Annotated in this window: 13 protein-coding genes; 8 read left to right on the top strand and 5 right to left on the bottom strand. The window is 45.6% G+C overall.

The features are described from left to right. Nucleotides 1-194 precede the first annotated feature (194 nt). From HQM15_05835 to HQM15_05805, 7 genes are all read left to right on the top strand, one after another. Nucleotides 195-734: a hypothetical protein gene (locus HQM15_05835; GenBank protein ID MBF0492284.1), complete on the top strand. Its 540-nt coding sequence runs from the start codon at nucleotides 195-197 to the stop codon at nucleotides 732-734. 5 nt (nucleotides 735-739) lie between these two features. Next, nucleotides 740-2,020: a DEAD/DEAH box helicase gene (locus HQM15_05830; GenBank protein MBF0492283.1), complete on the top strand. Its 1,281-nt coding sequence runs from the start codon at nucleotides 740-742 to the stop codon at nucleotides 2,018-2,020. 21 nt (nucleotides 2,021-2,041) lie between these two features. Beyond that, entirely contained in the window at nucleotides 2,042-2,515 is a 474-nt protein-coding gene (locus HQM15_05825) for a DUF4399 domain-containing protein (protein ID MBF0492282.1), read from the top strand. 104 nt (nucleotides 2,516-2,619) lie between these two features. Beyond that, on the top strand, nucleotides 2,620-2,961 hold the full coding sequence (locus tag HQM15_05820) for a hypothetical protein (GenBank protein MBF0492281.1): 342 nt from the start codon (nucleotides 2,620-2,622) through the stop codon (nucleotides 2,959-2,961). A 111-nt stretch (nucleotides 2,962-3,072) separates the two neighbouring features. After that, nucleotides 3,073-4,305, top strand: a complete 1,233-nt coding sequence (locus HQM15_05815) for a D-alanyl-D-alanine carboxypeptidase (GenBank protein ID MBF0492280.1) — start codon at nucleotides 3,073-3,075, stop codon at nucleotides 4,303-4,305. 8 nt (nucleotides 4,306-4,313) lie between these two features. Continuing rightward, nucleotides 4,314-5,318 carry a hypothetical protein gene (locus HQM15_05810; protein ID MBF0492279.1) on the top strand — a complete coding sequence of 335 codons (1,005 nt, stop codon included), beginning with the start codon at nucleotides 4,314-4,316 and terminating at the stop codon, nucleotides 5,316-5,318. Nucleotides 5,319-5,404: 86 nt separating this feature from the next. Continuing rightward, on the top strand, nucleotides 5,405-7,534 hold the full coding sequence (locus HQM15_05805; GenBank protein MBF0492278.1) for a hypothetical protein: 2,130 nt from the start codon (nucleotides 5,405-5,407) through the stop codon (nucleotides 7,532-7,534). Between the two features lie 152 nt (nucleotides 7,535-7,686). On the opposite strand, the gene HQM15_05800 is transcribed toward HQM15_05805, so the two are convergent. From HQM15_05800 to trmB, 3 genes are all read right to left on the bottom strand, one after another. Continuing rightward, the gene (locus HQM15_05800) at nucleotides 7,687-8,085 is read right to left on the bottom strand and encodes a hypothetical protein (GenBank protein ID MBF0492277.1); all 399 of its coding nucleotides are present in this window, start codon (nucleotides 8,083-8,085) and stop codon (nucleotides 7,687-7,689) included. Between the two features lie 124 nt (nucleotides 8,086-8,209). Further along, complete coding sequence (locus tag HQM15_05795) at nucleotides 8,210-8,686, bottom strand: hypothetical protein (GenBank protein ID MBF0492276.1); 477 nt, start codon at nucleotides 8,684-8,686, stop codon at nucleotides 8,210-8,212. Nucleotides 8,687-8,718: 32 nt separating this feature from the next. Continuing rightward, the gene (trmB, locus tag HQM15_05790) at nucleotides 8,719-9,303 is read right to left on the bottom strand and encodes a tRNA (guanosine(46)-N7)-methyltransferase TrmB (protein ID MBF0492275.1); all 585 of its coding nucleotides are present in this window, start codon (nucleotides 9,301-9,303) and stop codon (nucleotides 8,719-8,721) included. A 19-nt stretch (nucleotides 9,304-9,322) separates the two neighbouring features. On the opposite strand from trmB, the gene xerD reads away from it, so the two are divergent. Beyond that, complete coding sequence (gene xerD, locus HQM15_05785; protein ID MBF0492274.1) at nucleotides 9,323-10,204, top strand: site-specific tyrosine recombinase XerD; 882 nt, start codon at nucleotides 9,323-9,325, stop codon at nucleotides 10,202-10,204. A 41-nt stretch (nucleotides 10,205-10,245) separates the two neighbouring features. Here the strand turns inward: xerD and HQM15_05780 are convergent, their stop codons facing one another. Both HQM15_05780 and HQM15_05775 read right to left on the bottom strand, forming a co-directional pair. Further along, nucleotides 10,246-10,575 carry a type II toxin-antitoxin system RelE/ParE family toxin gene (locus HQM15_05780; protein ID MBF0492273.1) on the bottom strand — a complete coding sequence of 110 codons (330 nt, stop codon included), beginning with the start codon at nucleotides 10,573-10,575 and terminating at the stop codon, nucleotides 10,246-10,248. Continuing rightward, on the bottom strand, nucleotides 10,562-10,852 hold the full coding sequence (locus HQM15_05775; protein MBF0492272.1) for a type II toxin-antitoxin system Phd/YefM family antitoxin: 291 nt from the start codon (nucleotides 10,850-10,852) through the stop codon (nucleotides 10,562-10,564). The genes HQM15_05780 and HQM15_05775 overlap by 14 nt, the downstream gene beginning before the upstream one ends. Nucleotides 10,853-10,995: the final 143 nt, after the last annotated feature.

Raw genomic sequence — 10,995 nt, 5'->3', positions numbered from 1 at the left:
AAGATCCGTCGCTATTTTTTAGAGGAAAAAGTGGGTCCCTATCCTTGCGAACCACCGGGTCCCTATCATGCGTACAGGTGGGGCCCTATCATGCGAACTCCAGGCTCCCTGTCATGCGCGCTGACATTTTAGTGAGTGTAGCTTTTCTTTCACTTTTCCTGTATTCACCTCGCATGCAAGGCGCGAAACTGGCAATGGCTGTGAAAAAAACTTTTGTTTTTCAAAATAAGGATGCTCAGGCCATTGCGTCATTACTGCAGCTCCTGTCACCCCGGCAGAAAAGCTACAGGCTTCGCTTGAATTCCATTCTGGAATGGGCGGTTTATCTTCGCGACGATCCCCATCCCGATGCCTCTTCCTCTTCGGTCGAAAGGCCTCGATTTAATGAGATACATTATGAAGCCAGTGCTAATCGTTTAGAGATATCCGGGGATTATTTTGATAAAAATACGGGGATTCCCGCTCCCCCTGATTTGCTGCGCTACTATTTTTTTTCGCCGCCACTTCTTCTGAATGAAGCGCATACGAATGAATGGTGGAAGCTGATTGAAACCATTGCTCCGTCTAAACTGGTTAAAGATGAAAATAATCTTTACGCCGAAACCGTGGTTCAAAAAAAAATAAAACTGGAATCTTCGGACGAATTTGAAATTAAAATTCTTTTAGTCTGGGATTATACGCAAAATATAAAAAGGCCCGCCTTGCAGGTGGGTATAGGGATAGAGGCTAAGTAATTCTTATGACACCCACAAAATCAGAACATGCTTTTTCCAGCCTGGGAATTTCCCCCCGCATTCTAAAAATTCTTGAGGAGTTAAAATTCAAAATTCCCACCCCGATTCAGCATCAGTCCATCCCCACAGGAATTGAGGGCAAAGATATTATTGGAATTGCCCAAACCGGTACGGGGAAGACGCTGGCCTTTGGCATTCCCATGCTTCACCGTTTGCAATCTATCGTAGGTCGAGGACTCATCTTGTTGCCAACTCGAGAACTTGCCCTGCAGGTAGAAGAAACCCTGGAAAAAATGGGAAGATCTCTGGCGATAGGAACCGCCGTGCTGATTGGCGGGGAATCGTTTAACAAGCAAGTGTTGGCTTTGCAAAAAAAACCTCAGATTATTATTGCCACTCCGGGCAGACTTTTAGATCACCTTCAACAGCGCACGATCAAACTGGATGATATTAAAATTCTGGTTCTGGATGAAGCCGACCGCATGCTGGACATGGGTTTTGCCCCACAAATTAATCAAATTTTAAAGACGGTGCCCAAACAAAGGCAGACCCTGCTTTTCTCGGCAACCATGCCTGCGGCTATTGTAAAAATTGCAGCGACTTACATGGCGCTTCCAGTTCGTATCGAAGTGGCTCCCTCGGGAACCGCTGCGGAACAAGTGGAGCAGGAAATTATCATTGTGAATAAAGATTTAAAGCTGGCCCTGCTTGCCACTATCCTTCACAAATCCGAAGGCACAGCGCTCGTTTTTTCGCGCACCAAACATGGCGCCAAAAAGATTTGTCGGGATCTTAATTTCATTGGTTATTCTGCCGCGGAGATTCATTCCAACCGCTCACTCAACCAGAGAAAAGAAGCTCTCGAAGGCTTTAAAACGGGTCGCTATCGGATTTTAGTGGCCACGGATATCGCCGCACGCGGGATTGATGTGCATAATATTGGTATGGTCATAAACTTTGATCTCCCCGATCAATCCGAAGATTATGTCCATCGCATTGGCCGCACGGGCAGGGCAGGCAGGGAAGGGCGTGCTATTTCTTTCGCCACTCCAGATCAAAGAGCCGACATTCGTGAGATTGAAAAATTGATACGAAAGACCCTCAAGCTTATTCCTTTACCCCCCCTTGAAGCGATAAAAGTTGCACCACTAGTTCCGCGTTTTCGTGATCCCAGGCAGCATCAAAAAAGAACCAGTGAAAGAGGGTTTTTTAAGTCTGCAAAATCTGCTAGGCCACCTCAGTCGGCTGCAGATTCTCGTGGGCATTATCGAGGAAGGAAGAATTAAAAAACCTTTAAGGAGTCCCCTATGAAAGCACAAATACTTACTCTCGCAACAATTCTTAGCTTAACCCTTTTGAATACAGGCTATTCAAAAGAAAACGCCGCTACTCAAACCGCTCCTGAAAGTTCGATCAAGTTGCCCAGGGCAAAATCTCCTATGGGTGCCAAGGTGTTCATTATAGAACCCGCCAATGGCGCTACAGTTAGCAATCCTGTCGTTGTAAAATTTGGAATTCAAGGAATGGAACTGGCCCCCGCCGGTGAAGTGAAAGACAAGCAAGGTCATCATCATCTTCTGGTCGATGTCGATCTTCTTCCCCCCCTGAACCAGCCCCTTCCCTCTACGGATAAAGTTATCCATTTTGGAAAGGCACAGACCGAAACTACTCTGACTCTTTCACCCGGCGAGCACACCTTGCAGCTCTTGCTCGCGGGGGGAAACCACGTTCCGAATGATCCGCCCGTGATGTCCAAAAAAATAAAAATTAAGGTGAAATAGCTATGGGCTCTAGCTTTTCTTCTGATTTTTTTAATTGAAAATGCGCCAAAAAAAATGAAAGAAAAATTCCTATCATAATTTGTTCATTAAGGGAGTAAATACGGATGAAAAAAATATTTTTTTGGCTGCCTTTTTTATGCAGCTTTCTCCTGTTTTTTACAAAACCACTCTTTTCTCAGCCTTCAACCACAGCCTCACAAGATTCCAAAGCTGTCGTCCTTTCCGATGGCAAAAAGGTATGGCCTCCGCAAGGTCCGGGTTGTGAAAGTTTTGTTCGTTGTTGCGGTGCAGCCGAAAAACTCGATTCTACGGCATCGCTGATGTGCCAGTTGACTGTCTCTGTAACTCCAGTGGATTGTGTGAAGGGAATGAAGGATTTCAGGCAATATCTGGTGGAACGAAAAGTGAAAGAACCCCAAGAGTGCAGTTCTGCCCCCGCAAAATAAGACCAAGGAGATTTTTTATGACAGGCGAAATTGGGTTATTTACTTTTTATTTTTTTACTGTTTTATTCATCCCCACAGACCTAGTGAAACCCTCTCAGTCTTAAAGGATTTATGAAGAAAATTATTTTTAATCGTGTCTGTCGTTCTGGCGAAGGCGTGAGATTTTTATTTCTCTTTACCTTTTTTCTTTTTCCCCATTTCCTCCATGCCGAGGCCTCTGTTCCTTGGATGAACGAGGTGAAAAAACTCGTGAGTCATGGCGGTATTTATGTGGAAGATGCAAAAGGAAAGGTCCTTTTTGAAGACGCTGCCCAGCAAGACTTCATGCCTGCTTCCACTCTGAAAGTAGTTACCTCTCTGGTAGCCTTAGAATCTTTGGGCCGCGATTATCGATTTAAAACGGGCGTATTTCTGGATGCGGAAAATAATCTTTATATTAAAGGATATGCGGACCCCTATTTGGTATCCGAAGAACTGGATGCCCTGAGCGGCGAGCTGAGACAAAAGGGACTCAAACAGGTGAAAGATATTATTTTGGATGACAGTTTTTTCCCTGCCCTTCAAGTGCCAGGGGCTTCGTCTTCTCTTAATCCTTATGATGCCTTGAATTCTGCCTTGTCGGCGAATTTTAATACCATCGTGATTCGAAAAAATAAAAACGGCCAGATTGAATCGGCAGAAGCTCAAACTCCCATGACAGAACTTACGCGGACTTTGGCCAGCAAAGCCAAAGCCGGAACCGATCGTATCAATCTCGCAGCACATCCTGAGGAATCCCTTTTGTATGTGGGGCATTTGCTGAAGGCTTTTCTGGAAGCTCAAAAGATTCCCGTAAACGGGACCATTCGCAAAGGAAAAGTTGGCGAAGAGACTAAATTGTTTCTCGCTCACGCCTCGTCCAAAAACCTGGCTGAAGTGATCCAGTCGATGTTGAAGTTCTCTACCAATTTTATTGCGAACCAGTTATTCATGACCTTGGGTGCCGGCAAATACGGAGTACCCGCCACTTTGGAGAAAGGTCAAAAAGTGGTGACGGAATTTTTAAAGACCAAAGTGGGTTTGAAAAATTTTTATGTGGAGGAAGGTTCGGGTCTTTCGCGAAAAAATCAATTTTCTCCCTTGCAGATGGTGCAAATTTTGAGGGCCTTCGAAAAATATAAAGATTTGCTTCCTGAGAAATTAGAAGGCATTGTGGCGAAGACTGGTACCTTGAGCGGGGTGTCTTGTCTCATGGGGTATTTTGATTCGCCTACCCACAAGACCGTTCGTTTTGCGATTTTGCTGAATCAGGCAGCGGGGAACCGCGAAAGGATTGCGAAAATTTTGTATAAAAATTTACAGTAGAGGGCCTTATGACAAAACTCAAAAGTTTGTTGTTTCTATTTTCTTCCTTTCTTTTTCTGTTCATTTGTTCTTGCAGTTTTGATCCCATCCCCAATCCCGCGGGAGGGGGAAGTTCCGGGAATGGAATTTTGTATGTGGTGGATAACCTCAATGATTCGGTTTATGTCTACGATAATTTAAGTACTCTGAGCGGGGCTGTTGCCGCCAGTCGCACGATTTCGGGGTCTAATACCTTAATCACCAGTCCCACCGTGGTCGCTGTAGATACAAGCCGCGATTATCTTTATGTGGCAGATACCACCCAGCAAAAAATCATCGTTTTTTCACCTGCGTCTACCAGCAGCGGCAATGCCACTCCCTTACGCACTTATGCAGGCTTAAAGAGGGCAGGGGCCTTCTTTTACGATGCCACCAATGACAGGCTCTACGCGACCGATCTCACCGATCAGGCGATTAAAGTGTGGGATGCCATTCGTAATTTAAGCGCGGGTTCAAGCCCCACTCGAACTATCCCCTTGGGATATCAACCGTCAGCCTTTGTTCTCGATGTGGCTCGTGATCTGCTCTATGTGGCCGATCCGGTTTCGGTCTCTGTAAAGGTCTACGAAAATGCAGCCACCCTGTCATCGAGCACTGCCCTTACCCCTACACGCAGTTTTACAAATGCGACCAATGCCTTTGTGAATTTGAATGGCTTGGCTTTGAATCCTGACAATAATATCTTGTTTGTTTCAGAGAGCGATTACCACTCCATCGAAATTTTCGATAGCGCCTCTACTTTGTCAGCTGCCGTAGCCTCTTCACGTCGCATTGTGGGAGATGCGACTACCCTGACTCTCAACCAAGATCAGGTTTCCTTTAATAGCAACCTGCTTTATGTCTTAATTGACGATACCCATCTTGCCATTTGGACCGATGCCAACACCACTCGCGACAACACAGCCCCTGTACGTAGCGCACATTTTACCGATGCCTCTCACGCCAATTCTTTTGCGTACGACTTTACGCATTGATCTCCCGAAAAAAACTTAGCAACTTTTGATGAAGTCTGACGATAAGCTAAATCGAGTGTCTGGAGCACTTTAAACTAGGAGTGTCTATGGGATGGCTTGATTCTCTTTCTCGAACCGTTCATCGAGTAATTGCAACTGTGGATGGGGTCAATGCTGGAGGGCTTCCTGGATCTCCTTCCACGCCTCGTCCATCAGCCTCTTCATTCCAGCGGGTAAATGCCCTTGTTTCGCGTTCCAACCCCAACACTCCTGTTCAAAGGACAATCTGGAGTAGGGTCGAAGATTTCGTGACCAGAGGCTGGGGCGATTTTTCCGTTTTTGATTTAATTCCAGGTGTCGGTTGTGCCCCCCAGAATGCCCCCCAAGATACTCACTCCTGTGTTAACTCTCCCCCTCTTCCTAGCGGAAGTACGACACCTCATGAAAATTATATTGAAATCCATCTCAGCAATACATTGTCTTTCAATTCACAGCCTTTGCCCACAGGAGCCTACTCCTTTTATCCTGCTTACTTTGAAATTTTCCGTGAAGATTGGGTTGGAGACCGGCTTTTGCGTCGAGCCCCTTTGGCTCAAAATCAAGTCTTTCCTAATGGTACAATGTCAGTCGAAGGAAACTCCATTACAATTACCGATTATGGTTCTCCCCATTTACCCCTCCAACCTGGAGTGCTTCATCGCTACCTCATTCACACCCGAGGGAATTCCTCCGACTACAGCACCTATTGTAGTTCTGCAGAGGCCTTGACGCTTGAGGCACAATCTCCAGGGACCTATGATCCTCAAAATCCTGGGGCTTGGCTAGAAAGATCAGGATCAAACTGTGTTTGTGAAACAAGACCCACTCCTCCGATACCGGATCCCAGTGATCCTCAATTTTATACTTTCAGCCGTCAAGTTCCTTTGGCCGGTGCCCCTTCCCGAGACATGAGTGTGCAAGTAAGTCGGGCAACAGGCTTAAGTGAATCCGACGCTTCCGCTCTTGCGACGTATATGTTTGGGCAAGCCCAGGCCTGTCAGGAACATCTTCTTACAAGAGGGTTCCAAACCTTGCCTTACAATCACGATTTGTTCATTGTCGTTCCTTTTGCTGATCCACTGCTGAATTTAGGAGGCGGAAGTGCTATAGGTGAGTACAATCCTGATAGCAGCACGCTTGTATTTTCTAACTATGGACTGTCTAATCCAAATTCCAATGCTTCTTCGACGGGGGCCTGTACAGACCCTGTTATCCTTCATGAAACGGTACATCAATACACCGACGGACGCCCTCCTCTTTTCCCATTTCTAGGCCATACTCCGGATAAAAATCGGGTGGAGTATGTGCGGAATAATTACTTGGCGGAAGGCATTGCCCGATATCTTGAGCGAGATGCAAACCGGTCTTACCAGACTGTATTGGAAAGTCCTATTAATATGCCGATGGTTCAGGCCGCCAGCACAGATGCCCGAAATTGCTATTATGCTTATGGATCGGAGTGTGGTGATATCCATGTAGAGGCAAGCTTGAGGCTTACCTGTTGTAGCGCAAATCATTCCGGGCTTGCATTGGCATTGGATCCTGCCGTTCCGGCATTGCAAGGTTTGTCTGTGAGTCTTTATGCCGATTTCCCTGTGGGTGGAGGATTACTGCTTCGTCTCAGTCGGGGAACAGACACAGAGTTGATTCATATTAGCAGCACCCCAACAGCCCTCTTCTCTTTTCGCTGCAGTGACAGGCAGAACGATTCCTTCCATCTGGATTCCGGCCTTACCCGAAATTTTGGTATTGGAGATTCCTGTATGCTAAGAAACGAAACCGATCCGTCTACCGTCAATCTCTTGCTCTTGAATCGGGATATCAACTTGAGTCAATCCTATCGTCTGATCTGTGGGGAGAGCGGATTTAGTGTGGCCCAAGTCTTAAACTTGAGTGATGGAGGAAGTTTTGAAATCCCTGTTGATACCTCTCTCTACTCCGCAGGGCATTTTCCCTATGAGGCGGGTGCTTGCTTTTTTGAAGCCCTGGAACATCTCGATCGTGACCGTTTTCGCTCCCTTCTCTCTTTTTTAGGACACGACTCCGGCTTTAGTACCTGTCAATCGTTTGATGCCATTGCCTTGTTTGCAGAGAGGATGGGAGTAGATGAATCCGTCATCGAAGGAATGGTGCAGCGTTATGGATTCCCAGAATGGGAAATGCTGAGACGGGGCAGCGCTAGAACTTATTGCCAATAGATCTCTTTCATAAATCGCTGCACGATCCAATTGCGGCGTTGCGGTATCCAAAAAATCCTCATTTGCAGTAGCAAACTCCGGTATTTTGGACCCTCCGCGCCTTGCACTTGGACCGTTCGCTGATTTATGAAAGAGATCTAATAGAATTCTTTCTACTTCCCCTGACAAAACCGCGAGGCTTCGGCCTGTTGCATCGGCATGAGAAAACTTTTTGAAATCGCTGCAGCATTCCACACCGTCACCTCAGTCGATCTTCCTCCCCGGTCGAAACTCACTCGCATCAAACAGCCGTTGCTGCTGTCAAAACTAAAACGATTTCCAGGCAGGTCGGGGGTTTCGTAGGTAATATTCACCTGATGAGCACCGGAAGCACTGAAGGTGCCGGGAACCCCTGGAAACCGGCCTTTGCAGCTCACCATCATCTGCGTTTTGACACAGCCAAAGCCATTGGCGGCTACCACGGGGGGAGTCCCCATTGCTTGGGCCATGCAGAGGAGGGGGTAAGTGAGAAGAAGAAAAATGAAGAAGAAAGTTTTTTTATTGTTTTGCACTTTGTTGAAGTCCTCCCTCCCTTGAGGGGAGGGAGTTGGAGGGAGGGTGCTCAAAGTACTTTCGAGTTGTCACCCTCACCCTAACCCTCTCCCCTCAAGGGAGAGGGGACTTTTATGTTATAATCTAGGGCCTCAACTCCCTCGATTGAGGTGCCGGAGTAATTTGTGGACTATGAGCTCCTGGATTATTGGGGTGACTGCTCTGTACGGTCGGTGTTGTGGGGGATACAGGGGTGTCTAGGAAAAAAGAATTGAGCTTTTGAATATTTTGAAAATCCTGAATGCGTTGAGGATTGTAGGCCTCTTTGGCTGCATCGGCCTTGTATTGCATCTCTTGAATGGCTTTTTCATTTGCTTTTGAATTGAGATAGCTGCTTACCCCCAAATCAATGGCAGTGACCCCCAGTCCTGTAATCGTTGCCGCCCGATCGCCTGAAGAACAATCAGATCCTTTTAGACATCCATAAAGGGAATAGCCTCCCCAAATGGGGGCGCTCCAAGTATCGTAATATCCAGGGTAATATTGTGCGAATGATTTTTGAGAAACGAGAAAACTTAACAAAAACAAACCAAGGCCAGCAAGTTTTAACAATTTTTTCATAAGCAACTCCTCAATTTATTATCGGCAATCTTCTATAAAAGTTTCTTCACAAAACAAAAATAATGAATGGTTCTACCCATTTTTTTCCATTTAGTCTCGAAGTAAGTGGGAAAAAGCGATTTGCCTTCTTGAATCTCCCAATGTTTTTCTAAGAACACTTGCTGGATGTGCTCGGCGTAAGGGGCGTCGTCGGTAGCCACCCAAACTTTTCCTACGGTTTTTAATAACTTATGAAATAACTCTGTACGCTCTTCGTTAATTAAGCGATGTTTATAATGACGTCTTTTAAACCAGGGATCGGGGAATAAAATAAAGATTTCACTCAGTGTTTCTTTTTCCAAAAGCTCAGTCAGGCAATAACGAGCATCGCCATGTACTGAAATGAGATTGTTCAGCTTTAATTTCTTCGTTTTTTCCACGACATTCTGGTAGCGCATGTTTCGCAGTTCCAAGGTAAAAAAGGTTTTTTGGGGATGATTTTGGGCCATCCATAAAATAAACTTTCCATTGCCGGGGCCTATCTCTAGAATCCAGTCGGATGTATTTTGAATATCCGGAAGGGCTGGAAAGATCTGAAAGGGTTTTTGCCAATCTTTTATTTCTATGTCTTCTTCCATAAATTTTAAAAATCTTTCTTTGGATGAACAGCTCGATTTGTTTCTTCAGATCTTGCGCCTCGACAAGGGCCTGTCTTCAGCAACGCTGGAGGCCTATGCCCGAGACCTGCAGCGTTTTTCAAGATTTGTAAAACTAAAAAAACTTTCCCTGGCTCAAGTTACTCCTCTCCACCTGATCGATTATTTTCAGCTCTTGCAAAAAGAAGGGCTTTCCATCCGTTCGCGCAGCCGCGCACAAAGCAGTATTCGTCAGCTTTACCGGGTATTGGGGCAAGAACAAGTGTTTACAGAAGATCCCACAGAAACTCTGGATATGCCCAAAATGGGACGTAAATTGCCTCATTGGCTCAGTCTGGAAGAAGTGGAAAAGCTGCTCGCGGCTCCCGATCTTTCAAAGCCCTTGGGGCTTCGCGACAAGGCCATGCTGGAGCTGATGTACGCCACCGGCCTGCGGGTTTCAGAACTGGTGAATTTGAAAATTGAAAATTTATCACTGAACGAAGGCTATCTGCGCACTTTAGGAAAGGGCTCCAAAGAACGCCTGGTGCCCATGGGACGCTCAGCAGTGCGTCATCTGCGAGAATATCTGCAAGGGGCCCGAGAGAGAATCTTGAAAGGAAAAAATCTCAGCCAGGTGTTCATCTCTCAAAAAAGATCGGTGATTACGAGACAGCAATTTTGGATTTTGATTCAACGTTATACGCTTCAGGTAGGAATTCAAAAACACATCTCCCCGCATACGTTGCGGCATTCCTTTGCCACACACTTGTTAGAGCGCGGCGCCGATCTGAGGGCCGTGCAAACGATGCTGGGGCACTCCGATATTTCCACGACGGAGATTTATACGCATATCGATGAACGGCGCCTGAAAGAGGTGGTCAAGCTTCATCCGAGGGATTAGGCTTTTTTCTAATCCTTGCTGTGTCATCGTGAGCAGCCCCATCAATCTCTAAGCACTCGTTCTTGTAAGATACTTTGAATGTCTCTTCGTCCATCCAAAATACAATGGATTTGAACCGTACTCTTTTCAATGGAATAAAAAATTCGATAGGGTTTGCAATGGATTTCTTTGAATTCGACTCTTCCAATTTCCAGTAGCTCTGGCGGAATATGTCCTCTTTGAGGTTGTGAGGATAATAAGTAACAAGTATCGCGCAGAGATTTAAAAATCATATCCGCACGTTCTTCAGAGTTGTTTAGTGCAATATAAGTATAGATTTCAAAGAGATCATCCTCGGCTGCCTGATCCAAAATTACATTAAACTTTTTCATTTTTAAATGCCTGTATTCGCTTTTCTAAACTGGAAAAAGTTGCCTCTAGCGATTTGGTTTTGCCACGTCTGATGTTTTGTTTGCTGTTTGTTAGAATTTTTAGCAGGGCTAAGGTCTCCTGCATTTTTTCGAAAGAGCGAATGTCTTGTATGACTACCTTTGCCTCTCCATTGTGAGTAATGACTAATGTTTGCTGGGTATTGCTGATATTACGAATAAGCTCGGACGCATGGGCTTTGAGATAGCTGATGGGTTTTACCGCCGTACTTAGTTTCATGTTATTCTCCGTTTTTACTACGTTAGACCAGAATTACGACTTTATTAAGGTCTATGATGAAAGGCAAATTAATTTTCTTTTTATGACTATTTTGGACTCTACTCCAAAATAGCCATGGCTAAAATGGACTTGAGTCCAAAATA

Source organism: Deltaproteobacteria bacterium (genome assembly GCA_015233135.1).
In the GTDB taxonomy this organism is placed as follows: Bacteria; UBA10199; UBA10199; order JADFYH01; family JADFYH01; genus JADFYH01.
The sequence above is the reverse complement of the archived record's forward strand: the minus strand, read 5'-3'. Positions and strand labels throughout refer to the sequence as shown.

Excerpts from the sequence above, each read along its gene's own strand:
- HQM15_05835 (MBF0492284.1), top strand. The coding sequence starts at position 195 with ATGGCTGTGAAAAAAACTTTTGTTTTTCAAAATAAGGATGCTCAGGCC.
- HQM15_05830 (MBF0492283.1), top strand. The coding sequence starts at position 740 with ATGACACCCACAAAATCAGAACATGCTTTTTCCAGCCTGGGAATTTCC.
- HQM15_05825 (MBF0492282.1), top strand. The coding sequence starts at position 2,042 with ATGAAAGCACAAATACTTACTCTCGCAACAATTCTTAGCTTAACCCTT.
- HQM15_05820 (MBF0492281.1), top strand. The coding sequence starts at position 2,620 with ATGAAAAAAATATTTTTTTGGCTGCCTTTTTTATGCAGCTTTCTCCTG.
- HQM15_05815 (MBF0492280.1), top strand. The coding sequence starts at position 3,073 with ATGAAGAAAATTATTTTTAATCGTGTCTGTCGTTCTGGCGAAGGCGTG.
- HQM15_05810 (MBF0492279.1), top strand. The coding sequence starts at position 4,314 with ATGACAAAACTCAAAAGTTTGTTGTTTCTATTTTCTTCCTTTCTTTTT.
- HQM15_05805 (MBF0492278.1), top strand. The coding sequence starts at position 5,405 with ATGGGATGGCTTGATTCTCTTTCTCGAACCGTTCATCGAGTAATTGCA.
- HQM15_05795 (MBF0492276.1), bottom strand. The coding sequence starts at position 8,686 with ATGAAAAAATTGTTAAAACTTGCTGGCCTTGGTTTGTTTTTGTTAAGT.
- trmB (MBF0492275.1), bottom strand. The coding sequence starts at position 9,303 with ATGGAAGAAGACATAGAAATAAAAGATTGGCAAAAACCCTTTCAGATC.
- HQM15_05780 (MBF0492273.1), bottom strand. The coding sequence starts at position 10,575 with ATGAAAAAGTTTAATGTAATTTTGGATCAGGCAGCCGAGGATGATCTC.
- HQM15_05775 (MBF0492272.1), bottom strand. The coding sequence starts at position 10,852 with ATGAAACTAAGTACGGCGGTAAAACCCATCAGCTATCTCAAAGCCCAT.